This window comes from Streptomyces sp. NPDC111516 (genome assembly GCF_055635345.1).
Genome location: NZ_JBVKBV010000004.1, coordinates 392,532 through 414,461, shown reverse-complemented (window position 1 = coordinate 414,461; position 21,930 = coordinate 392,532). Strand labels below are relative to the sequence as shown.

General features: G+C 70.7%; 23 protein-coding genes. 17 read left to right on the top strand and 6 right to left on the bottom strand.

Features of this window, described 5'->3' with window-relative positions; genetic code table 11:
* Positions 1-188 precede the first annotated feature (188 nt).
* The 3 genes from ACZ7L9_RS12195 to ACZ7L9_RS12185 all read left to right on the top strand — a co-directional run bounded on the left by ACZ7L9_RS12195 (position 189) and on the right by ACZ7L9_RS12185 (position 3,340).
* Positions 189-626, top strand: coding sequence for a gamma-glutamylcyclotransferase family protein (locus ACZ7L9_RS12195; RefSeq protein ID WP_351082125.1), 438 nt, complete (start codon positions 189-191; stop codon positions 624-626).
* 102 nt (positions 627-728) lie between these two features.
* Positions 729-1,553 (top strand): purine-nucleoside phosphorylase, encoded by an 825-nt coding sequence (locus ACZ7L9_RS12190; protein ID WP_471414635.1) that lies wholly within the window; start codon positions 729-731, stop codon positions 1,551-1,553.
* A gap of 146 nt (positions 1,554-1,699) precedes the next feature.
* Entirely contained in the window at positions 1,700-3,340 is a 1,641-nt protein-coding gene (locus tag ACZ7L9_RS12185) for a phospho-sugar mutase (protein WP_471414634.1), read from the top strand.
* Positions 3,341-3,643: 303 nt separating this feature from the next.
* Here ACZ7L9_RS12185 and ACZ7L9_RS12180 read toward each other — a convergent pair whose 3' ends face one another.
* Complete coding sequence (locus ACZ7L9_RS12180) at positions 3,644-5,089, bottom strand: NCS2 family permease (protein ID WP_471414632.1); 1,446 nt, start codon at positions 5,087-5,089, stop codon at positions 3,644-3,646.
* A gap of 270 nt (positions 5,090-5,359) precedes the next feature.
* Between ACZ7L9_RS12180 and ACZ7L9_RS12175 the strand changes: the two genes are divergently transcribed.
* From ACZ7L9_RS12175 to ACZ7L9_RS12165, 3 genes are all read left to right on the top strand, one after another.
* Entirely contained in the window at positions 5,360-6,037 is a 678-nt protein-coding gene (locus ACZ7L9_RS12175) for a helix-turn-helix domain-containing protein (RefSeq protein ID WP_471414630.1), read from the top strand.
* 101 nt (positions 6,038-6,138) lie between these two features.
* Positions 6,139-6,753: a TetR/AcrR family transcriptional regulator gene (locus tag ACZ7L9_RS12170; protein WP_471414628.1), complete on the top strand. Its 615-nt coding sequence runs from the start codon at positions 6,139-6,141 to the stop codon at positions 6,751-6,753.
* The gene (locus ACZ7L9_RS12165) at positions 6,750-7,793 is read left to right on the top strand and encodes a DMT family transporter (RefSeq protein ID WP_471414626.1); all 1,044 of its coding nucleotides are present in this window, start codon (positions 6,750-6,752) and stop codon (positions 7,791-7,793) included. The genes ACZ7L9_RS12170 and ACZ7L9_RS12165 overlap by 4 nt, the downstream gene beginning before the upstream one ends.
* Positions 7,794-7,816: 23 nt before the next feature.
* On the opposite strand, the gene ACZ7L9_RS12160 is transcribed toward ACZ7L9_RS12165, so the two are convergent.
* Complete coding sequence (locus ACZ7L9_RS12160; protein ID WP_471414625.1) at positions 7,817-8,494, bottom strand: PH domain-containing protein; 678 nt, start codon at positions 8,492-8,494, stop codon at positions 7,817-7,819.
* 124 nt (positions 8,495-8,618) lie between these two features.
* Here ACZ7L9_RS12160 and deoC point away from each other — a divergent pair, with 124 nt between their 5' ends.
* From deoC to ACZ7L9_RS12145, 3 genes are read left to right on the top strand one after another with little or no spacing between them, the layout of a single operon-like run.
* Positions 8,619-9,581 (top strand): deoxyribose-phosphate aldolase, encoded by a 963-nt coding sequence (gene deoC, locus ACZ7L9_RS12155; RefSeq protein ID WP_471414694.1) that lies wholly within the window; start codon positions 8,619-8,621, stop codon positions 9,579-9,581.
* Between the two features lie 5 nt (positions 9,582-9,586).
* Entirely contained in the window at positions 9,587-11,023 is a 1,437-nt protein-coding gene (locus tag ACZ7L9_RS12150) for an aldehyde dehydrogenase family protein (RefSeq protein ID WP_471414623.1), read from the top strand.
* Positions 11,016-11,933 (top strand): aldehyde dehydrogenase family protein, encoded by a 918-nt coding sequence (locus ACZ7L9_RS12145; RefSeq protein ID WP_471414621.1) that lies wholly within the window; start codon positions 11,016-11,018, stop codon positions 11,931-11,933. Before ACZ7L9_RS12150 ends, ACZ7L9_RS12145 begins: the two co-directional genes overlap by 8 nt.
* A gap of 112 nt (positions 11,934-12,045) precedes the next feature.
* Here the strand turns inward: ACZ7L9_RS12145 and ACZ7L9_RS12140 are convergent, their stop codons facing one another.
* Positions 12,046-12,450 carry a hypothetical protein gene (locus ACZ7L9_RS12140; RefSeq protein WP_471414619.1) on the bottom strand — a complete coding sequence of 135 codons (405 nt, stop codon included), beginning with the start codon at positions 12,448-12,450 and terminating at the stop codon, positions 12,046-12,048.
* A gap of 63 nt (positions 12,451-12,513) precedes the next feature.
* Between ACZ7L9_RS12140 and ACZ7L9_RS12135 the strand changes: the two genes are divergently transcribed.
* Positions 12,514-13,221, top strand: coding sequence for a uridine kinase family protein (locus ACZ7L9_RS12135; protein ID WP_471414618.1), 708 nt, complete (start codon positions 12,514-12,516; stop codon positions 13,219-13,221).
* 236 nt (positions 13,222-13,457) lie between these two features.
* Here ACZ7L9_RS12135 and ACZ7L9_RS12130 read toward each other — a convergent pair whose 3' ends face one another.
* The gene (locus tag ACZ7L9_RS12130) at positions 13,458-14,219 is read right to left on the bottom strand and encodes a SigE family RNA polymerase sigma factor (protein ID WP_471414616.1); all 762 of its coding nucleotides are present in this window, start codon (positions 14,217-14,219) and stop codon (positions 13,458-13,460) included.
* Between the two features lie 192 nt (positions 14,220-14,411).
* Here ACZ7L9_RS12130 and afsQ1 point away from each other — a divergent pair, with 192 nt between their 5' ends.
* From afsQ1 to ACZ7L9_RS12105, 5 genes are all read left to right on the top strand, one after another.
* A complete protein-coding gene (gene afsQ1 / locus ACZ7L9_RS12125; protein WP_176729344.1) occupies positions 14,412-15,089 on the top strand; it encodes a two-component system response regulator AfsQ1 in 678 nt (225 codons plus the stop codon).
* Positions 15,086-16,642: an ATP-binding protein gene (locus ACZ7L9_RS12120; RefSeq protein ID WP_471414615.1), complete on the top strand. Its 1,557-nt coding sequence runs from the start codon at positions 15,086-15,088 to the stop codon at positions 16,640-16,642. The genes afsQ1 and ACZ7L9_RS12120 overlap by 4 nt, the downstream gene beginning before the upstream one ends.
* Entirely contained in the window at positions 16,639-17,286 is a 648-nt protein-coding gene (locus ACZ7L9_RS12115; RefSeq protein WP_471414613.1) for a GerMN domain-containing protein, read from the top strand. The genes ACZ7L9_RS12120 and ACZ7L9_RS12115 overlap by 4 nt, the downstream gene beginning before the upstream one ends.
* Positions 17,287-17,403: 117 nt before the next feature.
* The gene (locus ACZ7L9_RS12110) at positions 17,404-17,952 is read left to right on the top strand and encodes a VanZ family protein (RefSeq protein ID WP_471414611.1); all 549 of its coding nucleotides are present in this window, start codon (positions 17,404-17,406) and stop codon (positions 17,950-17,952) included.
* Positions 17,953-18,046: 94 nt separating this feature from the next.
* Positions 18,047-18,247, top strand: a complete 201-nt coding sequence (locus ACZ7L9_RS12105) for a PspC domain-containing protein (RefSeq protein WP_393692061.1) — start codon at positions 18,047-18,049, stop codon at positions 18,245-18,247.
* Between the two features lie 90 nt (positions 18,248-18,337).
* Here ACZ7L9_RS12105 and ACZ7L9_RS12100 read toward each other — a convergent pair whose 3' ends face one another.
* Complete coding sequence (locus ACZ7L9_RS12100; RefSeq protein ID WP_471414609.1) at positions 18,338-18,655, bottom strand: hypothetical protein; 318 nt, start codon at positions 18,653-18,655, stop codon at positions 18,338-18,340.
* 134 nt (positions 18,656-18,789) lie between these two features.
* Positions 18,790-19,944 carry an adenosine deaminase gene (locus tag ACZ7L9_RS12095; RefSeq protein ID WP_471414608.1) on the bottom strand — a complete coding sequence of 385 codons (1,155 nt, stop codon included), beginning with the start codon at positions 19,942-19,944 and terminating at the stop codon, positions 18,790-18,792.
* A gap of 103 nt (positions 19,945-20,047) precedes the next feature.
* Here ACZ7L9_RS12095 and ACZ7L9_RS12090 point away from each other — a divergent pair, with 103 nt between their 5' ends.
* Both ACZ7L9_RS12090 and bla read left to right on the top strand, forming a co-directional pair.
* Positions 20,048-20,809: an alpha/beta hydrolase family protein gene (locus ACZ7L9_RS12090; RefSeq protein WP_471414606.1), complete on the top strand. Its 762-nt coding sequence runs from the start codon at positions 20,048-20,050 to the stop codon at positions 20,807-20,809.
* Positions 20,810-20,890: 81 nt separating this feature from the next.
* On the top strand, positions 20,891-21,808 hold the full coding sequence (bla, locus tag ACZ7L9_RS12085; RefSeq protein WP_471414604.1) for a class A beta-lactamase: 918 nt from the start codon (positions 20,891-20,893) through the stop codon (positions 21,806-21,808).
* The last annotated feature ends 122 nt before the right edge of the window (positions 21,809-21,930 follow it).

Here is a 21,930-nt window from a genome sequence, read left to right as displayed (position 1 = left end):
GGGTCGCCCCGGGGAATGCAGTACGTACTTCATTGTCCCGCACGCGCCAAGGTGCTTCGCCCCGGGGCCCTCCATACGTGCGCCGGGGCGCCCGGGACGAGGTTCCCGGACCGCGAGCGGAGACCCCGTACGGGGTCTTCCTCACAGGAATCGACGTTCCGGCCACAGCCTCCCGTACCCTCGACCCCATGTCGCTCTACGCCGCGTACGCCGGCAACCTCGACGCGCGGCTGATGACGCGCCGCGCACCGCATTCCCCGCTGCGCGGCACCGGCTGGCTCAACGGCTGGCGGCTGACCTTCGGCGGGGAGCAGATGGGCTGGGAAGGCGCGCTCGCCACGGTGGTGGAGGCCCCCCGTTCCCAGGTCTTCGTGGCGCTGTACGACATCGCGCCGATGGACGAGGACTCCATGGACCGGTGGGAGGGCGTCGGCCTCGACATCTACCGGCGGATGCGGGTACGGGTGCACACCCTGGACGGCGAGGAGCCGGCCTGGATGTATGTGCTCAACGGGTACGAGGGCGGGCTGCCGTCCGCCCGCTATCTGGGCGAGATCGCGGACGCCGCGGAGTCCGCGGGTGCACCGCACGACTATGTGATGGAACTGCGCAAGCGCCCCTGCTGACCCGGCCGACCAGCACTTTTGTGTGAATGTACGAGGAAGCGTGTGGAGACTCTACGCATGGGCATCTACGCGCGTAGGGAATCACCGGTTACCCTCATCGGCGTGAACGCATCAGTTATTCCGGACAACATCCAGGGCGACCCGTACGCCGCCGCCGCCGACGCCGCCGCCCGCCTGCGCGAGCTGACCGGTGCCGAGACCCACGACGTCGCCCTTGTGATGGGGTCCGGCTGGGCTCCCGCGGGCGATGCGCTCGGCACTCCGGAGGCCGAGTTCCCGGTGACCGAGCTGCCCGGTTTCCCGGCGCCCGCCGTGCAGGGGCACGGCGGCACCATCCGCTCGTACCGGATCGGCGCGAAGCGTGCCCTGGTCTTCCTCGGCCGCACGCACTTCTACGAGGGCCGCGGCGTCGCCGCCGTCGCGCACGGCGTCCGCACCGCCGTCGCCGCGGGCTGCAAGACCGTCGTGCTGACGAACGGCTGCGGTGGTCTGCGCGAGGGCATGCGCCCCGGGCAGCCGGTCCTGATCAGCGACCACATCAACCTGACCGCGGCGTCCCCCATCGTCGGCGCCAACTTCGTCGACCTGACCGACCTGTACTCGCCGCGGCTGCGCGCGCTGTGCAAGGAGGTCGACGAGACCCTCGAAGAGGGGGTGTACGTGCAGTTCCCCGGCCCGCACTACGAGACGCCGGCCGAGATCAACATGGTCCGTGTCATGGGCGGCGACCTGGTCGGCATGTCCACCGTGCTGGAGGCGATCGCCGCACGGGAGGCGGGGGCCGAGGTGCTCGGCATCTCGCTGGTCACGAATCTGGCGGCGGGGCTGAGCGGGGAGCCGCTCAACCATGAAGAGGTGCTGCAGGCGGGGCGGGATTCGGCGACGCGGATGGGGGCGTTGCTGGCTCGGGTGCTTGAGCGGATCTGAGCCCCTTCCCGAACCGGGGCTCCGCCCCGGGCCCCGCGCCCCGAACGTCGGCGAGGCTGAAAAGCAGGCCCCACCGACGGTTGAGGAGCGGGGGCCCGGGGGCGGCGCCCCCGTAACCCACTCCATCCCGCAGAAAGGCGGACACCGTGCAGCAGGAGCTCATCGCGCAGGCCAGGACGTGGCTCGCGGAGGATCCCGACCCCGAGACCCGTGACGAGCTCGCCGCGCTCATCGACGCCGAGGACCTCGACGAGCTCGCAGCACGGTTCGCCGGCACGCTGCAGTTCGGCACGGCCGGGCTCCGCGGCGAGCTGGGGGCCGGGCCGATGCGGATGAACCGCGCCGTCGTGATCCGCGCCGCGGCCGGACTCGCCGCTTATCTCAGGGCCGGGGGACACGCCGGCGGGCTCGTCGTGATCGGGTACGACGCCCGTTACAAGTCCGCCGACTTCGCCCGGGACACCGCGGCCGTGATGACCGGCGCGGGCCTGCGCGCGGCGGTGCTCCCCCGCCCGCTGCCCACGCCCGTGCTGGCGTACGCGATCCGCCACCTGGGCGCCGTCGCGGGCGTCGAGGTGACGGCCAGTCACAACCCGCCCCGCGACAACGGGTACAAGGTCTACCTCGGGGACGGCTCGCAGATCGTCCCCCCGGCGGACGGCGAGATCGCCGCCGCGATCGCCGCAGTCGGCCCGCTCGACGGCGTGGCCCGCCCCGACGACGGCTGGGAGATCCTCGGCGACGAGGTCGTGGCCGCCTACCTGGCCCGCACGGACGCCGTGCTCGCCGCCGGATCACCGCGCACCGCCCGGGCCGTGTACACCGCGATGCACGGCGTCGGTACATCCGTGCTCACCGCCGCCTTCGACCGCGCCGGGTTCCCCGCCCCGGTGCTCGTCGCCGAACAGGCCGAGCCCGACCCGGCGTTCCCCACCGTCGCCTTCCCCAATCCGGAAGAGCCCGGCGCGATGGATCTCGCGTTCGCCACCGCACGCCGTACCGACTGCGACCTCGTCATCGCCAACGACCCGGACGCCGACCGCTGCGCCGTCGCCGTCCCCGACCCCGCCGCCGACGGCGGCTGGCGGATGCTGCGCGGCGACGAGGTCGGGGCGCTGCTCGCCGCCCATCTGGTGGACCGGGGGGCGGCCGGTGTCTTCGCCGAGTCGATCGTGTCGTCCTCGCTGCTCGGCCGGATCGCCGAGAAGGCGGGGCTCGGTTACGAGGAGACGCTGACCGGCTTCAAGTGGATCGCCCGCGTGGACGGCCTGCGGTACGGGTACGAGGAGGCGCTCGGATACTGCGTCGACCCGGACGGCGTGCGTGACAAGGACGGCATCACGGCCGCGCTGCTCGTCGCCGAGCTCGCCTCCGTGCTCAAGGAGCGGGGGCGTACGCTCCTGGACCTCCTCGACGACATCGCGGTCGACCACGGACTGCACGCCACCGACCAGTTGTCGGTCCGGGTGGAGGACCTCTCCGTCATCGCGGACGCCATGCGCCGGCTGCGCGAGCAGCCGCCGACCGCGCTCGCCGGCCTCCCCGTCACCTCGGCCGAGGACCTCGCGCGGGGCACCGCACAGCTGCCGCCCACCGACGGACTGCGCTACCACCTTCAGGGCGCCCGCGTAATCGTCCGCCCGAGCGGCACCGAGCCGAAGCTCAAGTGCTACCTGGAGGTCGTGGTGCCGGTCGCTTCGACGGACGAGCTGCCCGCGGCCCGTGCGCGGGGTGCGGAAGTGCTCGCCGGGATCAAGCGGGACCTGGCGGCGGCGGCCGGGATCTGACCGCTCGCAATGATCGGCTTCATGTACGCATCAGGTAGGTGAAGCCGGTGTCCGGGCCCACGCGGGACCGGTGGGTCAGGCCGTAAGAGTGTCGATGTGTGGTCCCCCGGCGGTGGGCGGCCGGGCTGCCCGCGGCGGTGGGGCCGCGGCGCGGCGGCGCGGGCGTCGCACCGGCGGACGCAGGCGGTGGTCTCCCGGTCGGCGGGGGACGTCCGGGCGATCAGGCGGACGCGATGTGCTCACACACTCCGTCGCTGATCTTCCCGGGCCGTCCCCCGCTCCGTTTCGGGTCCACCACGTCGGCTACTTGATGTTGAGCAGCTGCTCCAGCGGGTCGATCGCGAAGTAGACGAGGAAGAGCGCCGCGGTGCTCCAGAGCAGCCAGTGGACTTCGCGGGCCTTGCCCAGGCACGCCTTGATGACCACGTAGGCGAGGAAGCCGGCGCCGATGCCGTTGGTGATGGAGTACGTGAACGGCATGACGGCGATGGTCAGGAAGGCGGGGATGGCGACTTCGTACTGGTCCCAGTCGATGTGCTTGACCTGGGTCATCATCAGGAACCCGACCGCGATGAGAGCGGGGGCCGCAGCCTGGAGGGGCACGATGGTGAGAACGGGGGTGAAGAAGAGGGCGAGGCCGAACAGGCCGCCGGTGATGACGCTGGCGAAACCGGTGCGTGCGCCTTCGCCGACACCCGCGGCGGACTCGATGTACGTGGTGGCGGACGAGGCGGAGGCGGCGCCGCCGGCGACGGCAGCCACACCGTCGATGAGCAGCACGCGGCCCAGACCGGGAACCTGGCCGCGCTCGTCGAGGAGTCCGGCTTCGGCGGTGACGCCGACGACGGTGCCCATCGTGTCGAAGAAGTCGGACAGGATGAGGGTGAAGACGAGCAGGACGACGGTCAGCACACTGACCTGACCGAACGAACCGAACAGATCGAAGTTGCCCAGGAGCCCGAAGTCGGGTGCGGCGACGGGCTTGTCGGGCAGCGAGGGCTCGGTCAGACCCCAGGACTTGACGTTGGCGATCGCGTTGATGACGACGGCGACGACGGTCATCACGACGATGCTGATGAGGATGGCGCCCTGCACCTTGCGGACCAGGAGGACGATCGTCATCAGCACGCCGAGACAGAAGACGAGCATGGGCCAGCCGGTGAGGGCGCCGGTGCCGATCTGAACGGGCACGGTGGTGTTCGCGGCGTCCGGGACGCGGGTGACGAACCCGGCGTCCACGAAGCCGATGAAGGCGATGAACAGACCGATGCCGACACTGATGGCCTGCTTGAGGGGTTGCGGAATGGCGTACATGATCGCCTCGCGCAAGCCGGTCATCACCAGTACGCAGATCAGCAGGCCTTCGAGCACGATGAGGCCCATCGCGTCGTCCCAGCTCATCAGCGGGGCGATCTGGAAGGCGGTGACGGCGTTGAGGCCCAGGCCCGCGGCAAGGGCGAGCGGCAGGTTGCCGCCCACACCCATGATCACTGTCATCACGGCGGCCACCAGGGCCGTGGCGGTGGCCAGTTGGCCGGCGTCCAGCTGGTGGCCGAACTTGTCCTCGGTACTGCTGAGGATGATCGGGTTGAGTACGAGGATGTACGCCATCGTGAAGAAGGTGGCGAATCCGCCGCGTATCTCACGGCCGTACGTCGAGCCGCGTTCGCCGATGCGGAAGAACCGGTTGAGCGGGCCACCGGGTCTGGTTGTCGGCGCTTCGGCCGGGCCTGTCGTGCTGGTGTGCATGACTGCGTCTCCTGGACCTGCAGGTGCGAGGGAAAACATGGCAGTGGCGCCGAAGCGTGTGCCAGTTGTACGAACACACATACGGCGCCTTGCGAGCGGATCATACGCGGCAAAGACGTGATCTCAATCGCTTTACGGAATCGGTTAGTTGACCTTTTCGCACCGCCCCTGTCGGTTCCTCCAAAATCACCGGCGACCTATCCAGCCAAACCGGGATGCGGGCGACAGCGGCCATGGAGTTCACCCCGGGTGACTCCTTACTCTCAGTCCGTGCATCCACCGCTCCCCTTCAACGCGCGCGCCGCCCGCATCCTGCGCGAGAAACTCGGGATGGCCCCCGGCCACGTCGCTTACGGCATGCGCGCCTCCTACGGCACAGCCCACATCACCCCCGACCACATCACCGCGTGGGAACGCGGCACCGCACTGCCCACCGCCAGCGAACTCACCGCCCTGGCCGGTGCCCTGTGGTGCAACCCCCGCGAACTCATGGGCGCTCCCCGCACCCTGCGGGAACACCGTCTCGCCCGCAGACTGGCCGCCGAGGACGTCGCCCGCGCCACCGGCCTCACCCTCGACGCCTACCACCACATGGAAGAAACCGGCCAATGGACCGGCGACAAACGGCAGTCCGCCAAACTCGGTGCCCTCCTCAACCTCCCCCCACGCGACTTCGTCGCCATCACCGGCCTCGAGGACGAACTCGCCCGCCTCCTCACCGAAGCCGTCTCCACCCGCTGGCAGGCCCACATCCGCGCCATCGCCCGCCTCGTCTCCACGGAACGCCGCGACCTGCAGGACCCCCTGCGCGACATGCACCACGAGTACCAGACCCTCATGGCCGCCACTCTCAGCCGAGCCGGCGGCACCACTGCCTCCGGCGAAAACGGGCGACGCTACCTCGACGACATCGTCAACCACTTCTGGGCCCGGCTCCCGGAGGAATAGGTCCTGTCCTGTCGATCGTCGCGGGCGCAGCCGCATCCGCGCGGCCGGCGCATCGGGAACGTGGTTAGGTAGACTGGTCTACCTAACCACGGGAGACAGACATGGGCGAGGCGAGCACCACCGGGCAGCAGCCGGGAAAGCGGCGGCGAACAGGGCCTGCGCGGGGACGGATTCTCGATGCCGCGGCGCGGCGGTTCTACGCCGACGGCGTGGCGGCGACGGGGATCGACACGATCACGGCCGAGGCGGGCGTGGCGAAGATGAGCCTCTACAACAACTTCGCCTCCAAGGCCGACCTCGTCCGCGCCTACCTCCTGGCCCGCCACGAGGAGTGGCTCGGCCTCTACCAGCGGCGCCTGGCCGACGCGCAGAGCCCGCAGGAGGCCGTACTGGCCGTCTTCGACGCCTACGCCGACCATGCCGATCTCGCCTACGAGCACGGCTTCCGCGGTTGCGGGCTGCTCAACGCGGCCGCCGAACTGCCGGCCGGGCACGAGGGCCGGGCGGTGGTGCGCCGCCACAAGGAGGAGGTCGAGAGCCTGCTCACGACCCACCTCCAAGAGCTGCTGCCCGGCCAGGACGAGCGGGCCCGGGCCACGGCGGAACACCTCGCGTTCCTGCTCGAAGGGGCCATCGTGCGCGCGGGCCTCGAAGGGGACGGCGTACGCATGCGGCGCGCCCGCGAGATGGCGGCTCGTCTGGTGGACGGCCTGTGACGCGGCCTGCCGGGCGCGCCGCCGGCCCGGGCGTGGGCGCGCTCGCCGTGCTGCTGGCCTCGGTGCTCTGGGGCACCACGGGTACCGCGGCAACCTTCGCGCCGCAGGTGGGGCCGCTGGCGATCGGCGCGGCGGCGATGGGCCTGGGCGGCCTGTTGCAGGCACTGATGGCCGGGCGTCGCATTGCGCGGGTCCGTACGGAGCTGAGGGCGCAGTGGCGGATCGTGCTCATCGGGGGAACGGGCGTGGCCCTGTACCCGCTGGCGTTCTACACCTCGATGCATCTGGCCGGTGTCGCGGCGGGAACGGTCGTCTCCATCGGCTCGGCCCCACTGGCATCCGCCCTGATCGAGCGGATCGTCGACCGGCGACGTCTGTCCCGGCGGTGGATGGCCGGTGCCGCGCTGGGCCTGGCCGGCACCGGACTGCTGTGTGCGGCGGAGGCGGCACAGTCCGGTTCCGGAACCGGTACGGGCTCTGCCGGGCAGACCGTCACCGGCGTGGGTCTCGGGCTGGTCGCCGGCGCGACGTACGCGGTGTACGCGTGGGCGGCGCACCGCCTCATCACCCGCGGCATCACGTCGCGCGCGGCCATGGGGGCGGTGTTCGGGCTGGGCGGGCTGATGCTCGTGCCGGTGCTGATGGCCACCGGCGCACCGCTGCTCGCCTCCTGGACGAACGCGGGCGTCGGCCTCTACATGGCGCTGGTACCGATGTTCACCGGGTACGTCCTGTTCGGCTTCGGCCTGTCCCGCATCCCGGTCAGCACCGCGACCACGCTGTCCCTGCTGGAGCCCGCCGTGGCGGCCGTGTTCGCGGTCCTGGTCGTGGGCGAACACCTGCCCACCCTCGGCTGGACCGGGGTCGTCCTCGTCATCGCCTGCCTCGGTGTGCTGACCGTTCCCTCCCGGCGTCGGCGTCTTCCCACCGTGCCGCAGGAAGACCGGACCGCGCCCGGTGGACCCGGCCCTGCGGCCGCCGGACACCGAATGCGCACGCCGCGGCGCGATGGATCGGGTCCGATCGAGCGGGCGCGATGATTTCGAGGGCGTGCGACAGGCTCTCAGCCGGTCGCGAGCAGCACCACCAGCAGCACCACGCCCACCACCGCCGGGGCGATCAACTCGTAGGCCCAGCGCACCGAAACCGAGGACGCCGAGGATTCCGAGGACGACGCCGAAGGCTGTGCGGCCGCACTCGCGCCCGCCCCCGTCCTGGCCCGCTCCATCAACTCGTGGAGGTCCGCCATGGTCTGGTCGGCCGACGCCATGCGGGACCTGCTGTCGCGGACATCGGCGTGCGCGGACGTCCGGCCGTACGGGTCGTCCAGCGACTGCCGGGCCTGCCGCCGGGCAGCCTTCTTCCGCTGCCGCAGCGACACCGGCACCGCCCACAGCTGGTACTTGGCGCCGTCCTCGGTGAACAGCTCGCTCGAATATCCGGCCCGCAGATCCGCGACCTCGGTCCACGGCGCGGTGATCGTCCGGAACGGGTTTCGGATCCGGATGCGCCGGTCGTTGGCGTACACGACGGGCCGCAGCGTGAACGCGGCGACCAGCGGCACCACGGTCAGCAGCCCGGCCAGCGCCAGCCACTGCACCCGGCCGCTGCCCCGGACCACGGCGTCCCCGCCGATCCAGCAGATGAGGAGAAGCAGCAGGACACCCCCGACGATCCCGGCGGGCGACCGGAAGGCCCGGTCGGCGTAGGTCGGCTCGGCGGGTGGTGTGGGGCTCGTCATGGGCCCGATTCTGCCTGACGTACGCAAGGGGCGCCGGGGCGGCCGCCCCGGTACCGCGCGACGCTCGGAGGGCCCGACCCCCTGTACAGGTCGCTACGCGCGTAGATATGCTCATCTGGTGACCATGCCCACCACAGCTCCTGCATTCTCCGACGCGACCGCGTCCGACAGTGCGCTGCGCCGCTTCCTGCACGGGCTGCCCGGCGTCGACGCCGTCGGCCTCGAAGCACGCGCCGCCTCCCTCGGAACCCGCTCGATCAAGACGACGGCCAAGGCGTACGCGATCGACCTGGCCATCTCGATGATCGACCTGACGACGCTGGAAGGCGCGGACACCCCGGGCAAGGTCCGGGCCCTCGCCGCCAAGGCCGTCCATCCCGATCCGACCGACCGCACGACCCCGCGCACCGCCGCGGTCTGTGTCTACCCCGACATGGCGGCGACCGCCGTCGCCGCGCTGGCAGGTTCCGGCGTGAAGGTGGCTTCCGTGGCGACGGCCTTCCCCGCCGGCCGCGCCGCGCTCGACGTCAAGCTCGCGGATGTCCGCGACGCCGTGGCCGCCGGGGCCGACGAGATCGACATGGTGATCGACCGGGGCGCCTTCCTCTCCGGCCGCTACCTCAAGGTGTACGAGGAGATCCTGGCCGTGAAGGCCGAGTGCGCGCGGGCGGACGGCGCCGACGCCCGGCTGAAGGTGATCTTCGAGACCGGCGAACTCTCCACGTACGACAACATCCGCCGCGCCTCCTGGCTCGGCATGCTGGCGGGCGCGGACTTCATCAAGACGTCGACCGGCAAGGTGGGCACCAACGCGACGCCCGCGAACACCCTGCTGATGCTGGAGGCCGTGCGCGACTTCCGGGCGCAGACCGGTGTACAGATCGGTGTGAAGCCGGCCGGCGGCATCCGTACCTCCAAGGACGCGATCAAGTTCCTGGTGCTGGTGAACGAGACCGCGGGCGAGGACTGGCTGGACAACCACTGGTTCCGCTTCGGCGCCTCCAGCCTGCTGAACGATCTGCTGATGCAGCGCCAGAAGCTCAGCACCGGCCGTTACTCCGGCCCCGATTACGTGACGGTGGACTGATCCCCATGGCATCTGCATTCGAGTACGCACCCGCGCCCGAGTCGCGCGCGGTCGTCGACATCGCGCCCTCGTACGGCCTGTTCATCGACGGTGAGTTCACCGACGCGGCCGACGGCAAGGTCTTCAAGACTCTCTCGCCGAGCACCGAGGAGGTGCTCTCCGAGGTCGCGCAGGCCGGCGCCGCGGACGTCGACCGGGCCGTGCAGGCGGCCCGCAAGGCGTTCGAGAAGTGGTCGGCGCTGCCCGGCTCCGAGCGTGCCAAGTACCTCTTCCGGATCGCCCGGATCATCCAGGAGCGCAGCCGCGAGCTCGCCGTTCTCGAAACCCTCGACAACGGCAAGCCGATCAAGGAGACCCGCGACGCGGACCTCCCCCTGGTCGCGGCGCACTTCTTCTACTACGCGGGCTGGGCCGACAAGCTGGACCACGCCGGTTACGGAACGAACCCGCGCCCCCTCGGCGTCGCGGGCCAGATCATTCCCTGGAACTTCCCGCTCCTCATGCTCGCGTGGAAGATCGCCCCGGCGCTCGCCACCGGCAACACGGTGGTCCTCAAGCCCGCCGAGACGACCCCGCTCTCCGCACTGTTCTTCGCGGACATCTGTCGCCAGGCCGGCCTGCCCAAGGGTGTCGTGAACATCCTCACCGGGTACGGGGACGCGGGCGCCGCCCTCGTCGAGCACGAAGGCGTCGACAAGATCGCCTTCACCGGCTCGACCGCGGTCGGCAAGGCCATCGCCCGCCGGATCGCCGGTACGGACAAGAAGGTCACCCTGGAACTGGGCGGCAAGGGCGCCAACATCGTCTTCGACGACGCCCCCATCGACCAGGCCGTCGAGGGCATCGTCACCGGCATCTTCTTCAACCAGGGCCAGGTCTGCTGCGCGGGCTCGCGCCTGCTCGTGCAGGAGTCGATCCAGGACGAGCTGCTGGACGCCCTGAAGCGCCGACTGTCCACGCTCCGGCTCGGTGACCCGCTCGACAAGAACACCGACATCGGCGCGATCAACTCCGCGGAGCAGCTCGCCCGGATCACCGCGCTCACCGAGACCGGCGAGGCGGAGGGTGCCGAACGCTGGTCCGCCCCGTGCGAACTCCCCTCCTCCGGCTACTGGTTCGCCCCGACGCTGTTCACGAACGTCACCCAGGCGCACACGATCGCCCGCGACGAGATCTTCGGCCCGGTGCTGTCGGTGCTGTCGTTCCGTACGCCCGACGAGGCGGTCGCCAAGGCCAACAACAGCCAGTACGGACTCTCGGCCGGCATCTGGACGGAGAAGGGCTCCCGCATCCTCGCGGTGGCGAACAAGCTCCGGGCGGGCGTCGTCTGGGCCAACACGTTCAACAAGTTCGACCCGACCTCGCCCTTCGGCGGCTACAAGGAGTCGGGCTTCGGCCGCGAAGGCGGCCGTCACGGCCTGGAGGCGTACCTCGATGTCTGACCGCTTGACTGTGCTGAAGACCTACAAGCTGTACGTCGGGGGCAAGTTCCCCCGCTCCGAGAGCGGCCGGGTGTACGAGGTGACGGCGAAGAATTCAGCCGCTGGCGCGGCGGGCAAGGGCAAGTGGCTGGCGAACGCCCCCCAGTCCTCCCGCAAGGACGCGCGTGACTCGGTCGTGGCCGCGCGCAAGGCGTTCGGCGGCTGGTCGGGCGCGACGGCGTACAACCGCGGCCAGATCCTCTACCGCGTCGCGGAGATGCTGGAGGGCCGCAAGGACCAGTTCGTCCGGGAAGTGGCGGACGCGGAGGGCCTGTCCAAGTCCAAGGCGGCGACCGTGGTGGACGCGGCGATCGACCGCTGGGTCTGGTACGCGGGCTGGACCGACAAGATCGCCCAGGTCGTGGGCGGGGCGAACCCGGTCGCGGGCCCGTTCTTCAACCTCTCCACGCCCGAACCGACCGGTGTGGTCGCGGTCCTGGCGCCCCAGGAGTCGTCGTTCCTGGGCCTGGTCTCGGTGATCGCCCCGGTGATCGCGACCGGCAACACGGCGGTCGTCATCGCTTCGGCGAACGCCCCGCTGCCGGCCCTGTCCCTGGGCGAGGTGCTGGCCACCTCCGACCTGCCGGGCGGCGTGGTGAACATCCTGTCCGGAAGGACCGCGGAGATCGCGGCACCGCTCGCGTCCCACCAGGACGTGAACGCCATCGACCTCACGGGGGCGGACTCCGCGCTCGCGAAGGAGCTGGAGATCGCGGCGGCGGACAACCTGAAGCGGGTTCACCGCGGCGACGGCGACGGCGCGTTCGACTGGTCGGCCGATCCGGGCACCCGCCGCCTGACGGCCTTCCTGGAGACGAAGACGGTCTGGCACCCGACGGGCGCGCTCGGCGCCTCGGGGTCCTCGTACTGACTCCTCGCACCGCCTCCTCGCACTGACCGCGCGAGGGCCGGTCCGGCCCACCCGCACGGACGCGGCCCGCTTCTCCGGATTCCCGGAGGAACGGGCCGCGTCCGCATCCGTCTCAGCCGTGCAGCCGTTGTGCGACCTGTCCCACCCCCGGCAGGTCCTTCAGCGCGCCGCCGCGGGTCACCGGGCCGGTGACGGCGGCCGTGGAGAGCGGCTTGAAGTCGGCGATCTGCGTCTCCACCGTGTTGTTCAGCGGGTCCATGCCCGTACCGGCCAGCGGGTCGAGCCGCTGATGCGTCACCGGTGCGATGCCGTTCTGGAGCGAGTGCCCGAGCGCCCCGGTGGCCGCCTCACCCCTCTCGCCGAGGCCGGTGTCGACGCCCGTGGCCGGTACGAGGGGCAGCGGCGCCGCCTGGGCGGCCGCACCTCCCGCGCCGAGTGCGGCGCCCACCGCGGTGACGGTCAGACCTGTCCGCAGCAGAGCGCGGCGCCGGGACCTGGAAAGTGCGTGACGTGCCATGGAGTTCCCACCTGATCGGGTCGATCGAGTAACCATTTGAATGCGTAGAGTAGTTGAGGTGTGATGCTCGATACCAACCCGACCTCCGGGGGATCCCCTGCGCGGGTCAATGCCTCACACTCGTGTCCTGTGAATTCCCAACCGCTCCCGACCCGCGTCGTGCTGCTCGCGGGCCCCTCCGGCTCCGGCAAGTCCTCCCTCGCCGCCCGCACCGATCTGCCGGTGCTGCGCCTGGACGACTTCTACAAGGAGGGCGACGACCCCACGCTGCCGCTCGTCCCCGGAAGCACGGACATCGACTGGGACTCCGCACAGTCCTGGGACGCCGATGCGGCGGTCGCCGCGATCACGCAGCTGTGCCGCACGGGGCGGACGAGCGTCCCGGTGTACGACATCGCCACGAGCTCCCGCGTCGACCACGAGGCCCTCCATATCGACCGCACACCACTGTTCGTGGCCGAGGGGATCTTCGCGGCGGACATCGTCGAACGGTGCCAGGAACTGGGCGTACTCGCGGACGCCCTGTGCCTGCGCGGCCGTCCTACGACGACATTCCGCCGTCGGCTGATGCGGGATCTGCGGGAGGGCCGCAAGTCGGTGCCGTTCCTGCTGCGGCGGGGGTGGCGGCTGATGCGCGCGGAGCGGCGGATCGTGGCCCGGCAGCAGGCACTGGGCGCGTACGCCTGCGGCAAGGAAGAGGCCCTGGGCCGCCTGGCCGCCGCGGCAGCGGGACGCTGTCGGCGGGCGCCTGCGGCGCGGGGGACGGCGTAGCGGAGGCGTACGAGGCGCGGCAGACGATGTAGCGGGGGCAGATGCGGGGGCTCGTCCCCGCCCACTGATGGCCTGTCCGGGAGGCCGCCCGCCCAAAGTGGCCTCCCGGACACCGGGGCCACACGCCGACGGGGCCGGACGAGACCCCCCGGCCCGTCCGACCCCGCAGCATTCCCCCGTTTTCCGCCACCTCCCCCGAAGCAGCGGCCCCGTGTTCCCCCGTATCCCCCGTCCCCTCAGGCCACCAGCTCGCCGAAGGACTCCTCCTGGTCACGGCCGAAGCTGAGGACCTCGTCGTCGCGCAGCCGGCGGAGCGACCGCCAGATGCTGGACTTCACCGTGCCGACACTGATGTCGAGAATGGCCGCGATCTCCGGATCGGTGCGGCCTTCGTAGTACCGCAGGACCAGCATCGTGCGCTGGAGTTCGGGCAGCCGCGCCAGCGCCTGCCAGAGCACGGCGCGCAGTTCCGTGCCGCGCATCGCGTCCGTGTCGCCCGCCGTCTCCGGCAGCTCCTCGGTCGGGTACTCGTTGAGCTTGCGCCTGCGCCAGGCGCTGATGTGCAGGTTGGTCATGGTACGGCGCAGATAGCCGCCGACCGCCGCCTTGTCGCTGATCCGGTCCCATGCCCGGTACGTCGAGAAGAGGGCGCTCTGCAGCAGATCCTCGGCCTCGAACCGGTCACCGGTCAGATGGTAGGCGGTTGCGTACAGGGAGGCGCGGCGCTCCCGGACGTAGGCCGTGAACGCCGTTTCGGCGTCCTCGGACTGCGCCGGGGCCTTCCGCTCCCCCATGACCTCCCCGTACGCGGATCCCCCGTTGCTTCCCCCGTTGGTCCCCACCGGCGCGTCGACCACCGTCATGTACGACGTGTGCTGACGCCCGACGCCACGAGCGCACCCCCGCGCGTTCGCAGCCCCGGACCTCTCGGTGCTCCGGCCGACATCGTGGAGACGCGTGACAACTGCGCTTGCGGTGGTGCTCTGAATCGCGTTCATCTCGCGCCCCCCATCGGTGGAGTCCGTCCGTACCTTGTGCCAATGAGCTTGCCGGGGCAGTTTCATGGGGCTGTCCGCCGACTGTCACAGGCCTGTCACAGGGCCTGCCGTCGGTGCTCCGGCGGGGCGCGGAATGTATGAGTCACCCCCAACTGTCGAACTGGGGCTCCCCCATGGGTCAGAATGACCAGCGTGCCTTTCCTGTTGCTGATCGAGGACGACGACGCCATCCGCACGGCCCTCGAACTCTCGCTGTCACGCCAGGGCCACCGTGTGGCCACCGCGGCGACGGGAGAGGACGGCCTGAAACTGCTGCGTGAGCAGCGGCCCGATCTGATCGTGCTGGATGTGATGCTGCCCGGCATCGACGGTTTCGAGGTGTGCCGGCGCATCCGGCGCACCGACCAGCTGCCGATCATTCTGCTGACCGCGCGCAGCGACGACATCGACGTCGTCGTCGGGCTGGAGTCCGGTGCCGACGACTATGTGGTCAAACCCGTGCAGGGCCGGGTGCTCGATGCCCGCATCCGGGCGGTGCTGCGCCGCGGCGAGCGCGAGTCCACCGACTCCGCGTCCTTCGGGAACGTGGTGATCGACCGTTCCGCGATGACCGTGACCAAGAACGGCGAGGATCTGCAGCTCACACCGACGGAGCTGCGTCTCCTGCTGGAACTGAGCCGCCGGCCGGGCCAGGCCCTGTCACGGCAGCAGCTGCTGCGGCTGGTCTGGGAGCACGACTACCTCGGCGACTCCCGGCTCGTGGACGCCTGTGTGCAGCGGCTGCGCGCCAAGGTGGAGGACGTACCGTCCTCGCCGACCCTGATCCGTACCGTTCGGGGTGTGGGCTACCGGCTGGATTCTCCTCAGTGAGCGATGCCATCGGGCGGAGCCTGCTCACCGGGCTCCGCTGGACGAGTCTGCGACTGCGTCTCGTCGTCGTGTTCGCGCTGGTGGCACTGACCGCCGCGGTATCCGCCTCGGGGATCGCGTACTGGCTGAACCGCGAGGCCGTACTGACGCGTACCCAGGACTCGGCGCTCGGGGACTTCCGCCAGGAGATGCAGAGCCGGGCGGCCTCGCTGCCGCTGCGGCCCACCAAGGACGATCTGCAGAACGCCGCAGTGCAGATGGCGAGCAGTTCGGCGGACTACAGCGTGCTGCTCGTCGACGAGCGCGACACCGGCAAGCCGATCGTCGGCAACTCCGATCTGGACACCTTCACGCTCGACAACGTGCCGCTGTCGCTGCAGAAGGCCGTCAACGAGAAGCAGCCGGTCGAAGCGGGAAACAAGTACAAGTACCACCTGTTCTGGCAGCGGGTCAGCATCCGCGGTACGCCGTACCTGGTGGGCGGTACGAAGATCATCGGCGGTGGCCCGACCGGCTACATGCTGAAGTCCCTCGACCAGGAGCGGCAGGACCTGAACTCCCTGGCCTGGTCGCTGGGGATCGCCACCGGGCTCGCCCTGGTCGGCTCGGCGCTGCTCGCGCAGGCCGCGGCGACGACCGTGCTGCGGCCGGTACAGCGGCTCGGTGACGCCGCCCGCAAGCTCGGCGAGGGCAAGCTCGACACCCGGCTCGTGGTGTCCGGCACCGATGAGCTGGCCGATCTCTCCCGTACGTTCAACAGGACGGCCAGTTCGCTGGAGAAGAAGGTCGCGGACATGAGCGCGCGGGACGAGGCGAGCCGGCGGTTCGTCGCCGACATGTCCCACGAACTGCGCACCCCGCTCACCGCGTTGACCGCCGTCACCGAGGTGCTGGAGGACGAGGCGGACAGCCTCGACCCGATGATCGCGCCCGCGGTGCACCTGGTGGTGAGCGAGACCCGACGCCTCAACGACCTGGTGGAGAACCTGATGGAGGTCACGCGCTTCGACGCGGGTACGGCCCGGCTCGTCCTCGACACCGTCGACGTCGCCGACCAGGTCACCGCCTGCATCGACGCCCGCGCCTGGCTGGACGCGGTGGATCTGGACGCCGAGCGCGGCATGATGGTCCGCCTCGACCCGCGCCGGCTGGACGTGATCCTGGCGAACCTGATCGGCAACGCGCTCAAGCACGGCGGTTCGCCGGTAAGGGTCGCGGTACGGACCGAGGGCGACGAACTCGTCATCGAGGTCCGCGACCACGGCCCCGGTATCCCCGAGGACGTCCTGCCGCATGTCTTCGACCGGTTCTACAAGGCCAGCGCCTCCCGTCCGCGCTCCGAGGGCAGCGGTCTCGGTCTGTCGATCGCCATGGAGAACGCGCACATCCACGGCGGTGACATCACGGCCGCGAACTCGCCGGACGGCGACGGCGCGGTGTTCGTCCTGCGGCTGCCGCGCGATGCCGAGCCGCTCACCGGTTCCGCGGGGGGCGCCGGGAGTGCCGGAGATCGCGACGCGGGGGTCCGGGACGAGGAGGGCGACGCGACGTGAGGGGCAGCAATCGCCGGGGGCGCCGTTCGGCCGTGGCGCTGGCCGGTGCCGTGACCGTGGCCGCGCTGGCCGCGGGCTGCGGGATCAGGACCACCTCCGTACCTGTGGACGCCGGGGCCGCACCGTCGCAGGTGCCGTGCTCCATGTCCGCGGAGGACGTCGCGACCCCGACCCTCCAGGGCGTCCCGGTACAGATCTATCTGGTCTGCTCCTCGCAGCTGGTCACGGTGGACCGTACGGTGCGGGTCGACGAGGCGAAGTCGGACCGGGTCCGGATCGCGCAGGCCCTCCTCGACGAGCTGGAACAGAAGCCGCCCACCGATGAGCGGCAGGCCGGGTTCTCCACCACCGTGCCGGCGACCCTGCAGGTCAGCGCGGCCCGCGGCGGCGACCCCCGGGGCACGCTACGGCTCAGCGAACAGCCGGAGGACCTGCCTGCCGAGGCGCTGGCGCAGATCGTGTGCACGTACGCGGAGAGCGAGACGCTCGCCCCGGACGGCAGGGTGGTGCTTGGCGGGCCCGGGAGCTATCGGCCGCACGGATATCTGTGCACCACGGAGACGAAGACCAGACCGAAGACGGTACCGACGCCGGGCACCGCGACGGGGGCGGGGACGGGGATGGCGACAGGGTCGGGGGCCTGACCGGGAGGAGCGCGGGGAGCGGTCCTCCCGCCCGGGTCCGGGCCGGGTTCCGTCCGGAGCCGGGCTTGGTTCCGGCCGGGCGGAACCGATCCTGCCGCCCGGCGCGTCTTGGGGTGCGTGCGTCAAGGTTCGGGCAGTCAAACTGTCATCCGCTTCCGCGCGGCCGGGGTCTTTCTCCTCCTCGCGCATCTGCTGTTTGTCGGGTGGCTGACTCTGCGCCCCCTCGACGTGCCGTGGACGACCGCCTCGAATCTTCATCCGCTCGCAGGCATCAGAGCGGACCTGTCCCTCGGCCCGGTCGAGGCCACCCGCCGTATCGGTGAGGGGCTGCTGCTGCTCGCCCCGCTGGGCGTACTGCTGCCGATGGCCGGAGGCCGGCTGTTCGTCTCCCCGTGGGCCTCGCTGGCGCGTACCGTCGCGGCGGGGGCGCTGATCTCGCTGGCGATCGAACTGGCGCAGACCGGCGTTCCGGGACAGGTCGTCGACGTCGACTCACTGCTGCTGAACACCACCGGCGTGGCGCTCGCCCATCTGCTGGTCGTACCCCTGGGCCGGGCGCGGCTGCGCCGCAGGAAGCAGCAGCGGATCAGGGTGCTGCCCCGCTCCAGGGACGAGGCACCTCAGGGCTCGACCCCGACGATTCCCAGGGTCGGTATCGCACCGTAGAGCGACGCTTTGCCCCCGTTGGTCGGGCGACCATGGACGCATCGGGAGCACGACGGAGCTGCTCCCTCGGTAACGGTTCGCGAAGGAGCCCACCATGGCCGCACTTGCCCGCCCCCGTGACGGACGCATGATCGGCGGAGTGTGCGCAGCGCTGGCAAGGCGCTTCGGCACCTCCGCGGGAACGATGCGCATCATCTTCCTGGTCTCCTGCCTGCTGCCGGGGCCGCAGTTCCTTCTCTACCTGGCGCTGTGGGTGCTGTTCCCGTCCGAGAAGACGGCGTCCACCGCCTGGTGACCCGCGTACGCACCACACGCCTGTGGGCGGACACCCGGTCCGGGTGTCCGCCCACAGGCGTGTGTACGGGGATCGCCCCCGGAACGGGGGTCAGCCGCCGAGCGGGAGACCGTTGGTCGTCAGGCCGCTGGTCTGCACGCCGCCCGCGGGCAGGCCGCCGAGCAGGCCCTTGACCGGGGTGGCGGCGTCGCCGACGAGCTTCTGCCGGTCGGCGCCGACAAGCTTGGTGGCCGTGTCCTGGACCGGCAGGGACCGGGTCGCGTTCTCCAGCGCCGAGCCGGCGGCCGGCAGTGCGGTGGCCGCGGCGTCGGCCGGCAGCACGGTGGCGGAGGCGGTACCCGCGGCGGCAGCGGCGAAAGCGGCACCGACAGCGGCGACGCCGAGAGTCCTGACAGCAGACTGCTTCATGTGAAATTCATCCTTGGGGAGAGGGATGTGGGGGGTCTGAAACGTAGTCAGCCCACTGCCCGTCCCGCAAACCTGCCGGATACGGGAAACGGCCGGGAATCCGCCGTCCCGGCCGCTTTCCGAAGGGGTGCCGGTCAGCCCGCAGAAGCGGAAGAAATGCTGGTCGTAGCGGTCTGCTCGAAGAGCCACTCGGACTTCAGTTCGGCGTATCCGGGCTTGATCACATCATTGATCATCGCCAGACGTTCATCGAAAGGAATGAATGACGACTTCATTGCATTGACGGTGAACCACTGCATGTCGTCGAGCGTGTATCCGAAGGTCTCGGTCAGCTTCTCGAATTCCTGGCTCATACTCGTACCGCTCATCAGCCGGTTGTCCGTGTTCACGGTGACCCGGAAATGCAGCCTCCGCAGCAGCCCGATGGGGTGCTCGGCGTAGGAGGCCGCGGCGCCGGTCTGGAGGTTGGAGGTCGGGCACAGCTCCAGCGGGATGCGCTTGTCCCGTACGTAGGAGGCGAGCCGGCCGAGCTTCACGGCGCCGTCCTCGGCAACCTCGATGTCATCGATGATGCGGACGCCGTGGCCGAGCCGGTCGGCGCCGCACCACTGGAGGGCCTGCCAGATCGACGGCAGACCGAAGCCCTCGCCGGCGTGGATGGTGAAGTGGTTGTTCTCGCGCTTGAGGTACTCGAACGCGTCGAGGTGCCGGGTGGGCGGGAAGCCCGCCTCCGCGCCCGCGATGTCGAAGCCGACGACGCCCTGGTCGCGGTAACGGTTGGCGAGTTCGGCGATCTCCAGGGAACGGGCGGCGTGCCGCATCGCGGTGAGGAGGGCGCCCATACGGATGCGGTGACCGTCCAGGCGGGCCCGGCGCTCGCCCTCCCGGAAGCCCTCGTTGACCGCCTCGACGACCTCTTCGAGGGTCAGCCCGGCTTCCAGGTGCTGCTCGGGGGCGTACCGCACCTCGGCGTACACGACACCGTCCGCCGCCAGGTCCTCGGCGCATTCGGCGGCCACCCGGACCAGGGCGTCACGGGTCTGCATGACGGCGCAGGTATGGGCGAAGGTCTCCAGGTAGCGCTCCAGCGATCCGGAGTCGGCCGCCTCGCGGAACCAGATGCCGAGCTTGTCGGGCTCGGTCTCGGGAAGTCCGTCGTATCCACTCGCGACGGCGAGGTCGACGATCGTTCCCGGGCGCAGGCCGCCGTCGAGGTGGTCGTGGAGAAGGACCTTGGGGGCACGCCGGATCTGATCCTGGCCGGGCACATGGAGGGTCGGGCTCATCATTGGGGCACTCTAGCGCCTACGCGCGTAGATTGTCGCTTGCCGATGCGTAACAGTGACCGCGAATATGGGTGGAGTACACGCGTCCTTCTGACACTGTTCTGTCATGGCACAGCGCGCACTCCCCCTGCCTGCTGCGAGGCTGGGACGGGCCGTCACGACGGCCGGAGCACCAACAGCGGTCAGCGGCGTGGTTCTGCTGCTCCCGGACGGCGAGGCCGACTCGCACCGCCGCCCCTCCGCCCTCTCGTACGCCCTCCAGCTTCCGCTGGCCCGGATCCTGGCCCGCGCGGGCCGGGAGGACGGGCTCACCGCGCATGTCGTGCGCTACCGCTGCCGCGGCTGGAACGCGACCGACGCGCAGCTCGCGGCGGACGCACGATGGGCGGTGGACGAGGTCGTACGACGCTACGGCGACGTCCCCGTCTGCCTCGCCGGCCACGGCATGGGCGGCCGCGCCGCCCTCCGCGCGGGCGGCCACGCGGCGGTCAACTCCGTTCTGGCGATGGCTCCTTGGCTGCCCGAGAACGCGACGGGCGAGCCGGAGCCGGTGAAGCATCTGCTCGGCCGGCAGGTCCTGCTCGTCCACGGTACGAACGATGCCCGCACCGACCCCGAGCTCTCCTTCCGCCTGGCCGAACGCGCCAAGAAGGCCAACCGCGACACCTGCCGCTTCGAGGTCCACTCCGACGGCCACGGACTGCGCCAGCACCGCGCCGAAGTAGCGGCCCTGGCAACGGACTTCGTCCGCGGTTCGCTCTTCGGCCGCGCCTACGCCCGCCCGGTCGCCGACGCACTCGCGGCACCGCCGCCACTGGGGTTGCGAATGCCGCTGGCGGCGGGGTTCGGGAAGTCGCTGCGGGGGTGAGGGGCGGCCCCGCGAGAAGGCTCCGCCGCAGGCGCCGCCCACCGTCGGCCACGCCGGACAAGTGAAAGCAGGCACTACCGAATGTTCTTTGAGCAGTCCGGCCCGTCCCGCCGCGCCTTGCTGTCAGCAGCAGTTCTCCTGCCGCTGGCGGGGTGCGACGCAGGCGATCGCTCAGCCTCCGGGTCGTCCCCGGCGCCGAGTCGCCGCTCCGCCGGCTCCCGGGACGGTGCGCGGTTCGCGGCGCTCGAACGCAAGCACGGTGCCCGTCTGGGCGTGTACGCCCTGGCAACCGGTAGCGGCGCCTCGGTGGCCTACCGTGCGGACGAGCGTTTCGCGTTCTGCTCCACCTTCAAGGCCCTCGCCGCGGCGGCGGTCCTGCACCGGAACCCGCTCGGTCACCTGGACAAGCGCGTCACCTACACCCAGGCCGACGTCAACTCCATCTCGCCGATCACCAAGGATCACATCACGACCGGAATGACCATCAGGCAACTGTGCGATGCCGCCATCCGTTACAGCGACGGAACGGCCGGCAACCTGCTGATGCGCGACATCGGCGGTCCGGCGCAGCTGACCGCCTACCTGCGCGAACTCGGAGACACCACCAGTCGCATGGACCAATACGAGCCCGAGCTGAACAGAGACCGCCCACAAGACCCGCGCGACACCACCACTCCGCGGGCGATCGCAGCCGACTACCAGAAGCTCGTGCTCGGTGACGCGCTGACCGCCGGCAGACGCACGCTGCTCAAGGACTGGCTCGAACGCAACCTCACCGGCGCCAGACGCATCCGGGCCGGGCATCCCGAGGGGTGGGCGGTGGCCGACAAGACCGGAACCGGCGACTACGGCAGGGCCAACGACATCGCCATCGTGTGGCCGCCTCACACCACCCCGCTCGTGGTGGCCATCATGTCCGACCGTCCCGGCTACGGCACCCCGCCCAAGGATGCCCTGATCGCCGAAGCCACCACGCAGATCGTCGCCGATCTGACCTGACCCGCTCCACCGAGCCGACCGGGGAACCGGACGTGCGGTGTACGCGGCTTCGCCGGGCGGGTCGTGGCTGGTGGGGCGGTCGTGACCGGGCCGTAAGCGCGGCCGGCGGCAGTTCGCACGGC

Coding starts and splice junctions, on each gene's coding strand:
- ACZ7L9_RS12195 (WP_351082125.1), top strand. CDS start 189: ATGTCGCTCTACGCCGCGTACGCCGGCAACCTCGACGCGCGGCTGATG.
- ACZ7L9_RS12180 (WP_471414632.1), bottom strand. CDS start 5,089: ATGCACACCAGCACGACAGGCCCGGCCGAAGCGCCGACAACCAGACCC.
- ACZ7L9_RS12170 (WP_471414628.1), top strand. CDS start 6,139: ATGGGCGAGGCGAGCACCACCGGGCAGCAGCCGGGAAAGCGGCGGCGA.
- ACZ7L9_RS12160 (WP_471414625.1), bottom strand. CDS start 8,494: ATGACGAGCCCCACACCACCCGCCGAGCCGACCTACGCCGACCGGGCC.
- deoC (WP_471414694.1), top strand. CDS start 8,619: ATGCCCACCACAGCTCCTGCATTCTCCGACGCGACCGCGTCCGACAGT.
- ACZ7L9_RS12150 (WP_471414623.1), top strand. CDS start 9,587: ATGGCATCTGCATTCGAGTACGCACCCGCGCCCGAGTCGCGCGCGGTC.
- ACZ7L9_RS12145 (WP_471414621.1), top strand. CDS start 11,016: ATGTCTGACCGCTTGACTGTGCTGAAGACCTACAAGCTGTACGTCGGG.
- ACZ7L9_RS12140 (WP_471414619.1), bottom strand. CDS start 12,450: ATGGCACGTCACGCACTTTCCAGGTCCCGGCGCCGCGCTCTGCTGCGG.
- ACZ7L9_RS12135 (WP_471414618.1), top strand. CDS start 12,514: ATGCTCGATACCAACCCGACCTCCGGGGGATCCCCTGCGCGGGTCAAT.
- ACZ7L9_RS12130 (WP_471414616.1), bottom strand. CDS start 14,219: ATGAACGCGATTCAGAGCACCACCGCAAGCGCAGTTGTCACGCGTCTC.
- ACZ7L9_RS12105 (WP_393692061.1), top strand. CDS start 18,047: ATGGCCGCACTTGCCCGCCCCCGTGACGGACGCATGATCGGCGGAGTG.
- ACZ7L9_RS12100 (WP_471414609.1), bottom strand. CDS start 18,655: ATGAAGCAGTCTGCTGTCAGGACTCTCGGCGTCGCCGCTGTCGGTGCC.
- ACZ7L9_RS12095 (WP_471414608.1), bottom strand. CDS start 19,944: ATGATGAGCCCGACCCTCCATGTGCCCGGCCAGGATCAGATCCGGCGT.
- ACZ7L9_RS12090 (WP_471414606.1), top strand. CDS start 20,048: ATGGCACAGCGCGCACTCCCCCTGCCTGCTGCGAGGCTGGGACGGGCC.
- bla (WP_471414604.1), top strand. CDS start 20,891: ATGTTCTTTGAGCAGTCCGGCCCGTCCCGCCGCGCCTTGCTGTCAGCA.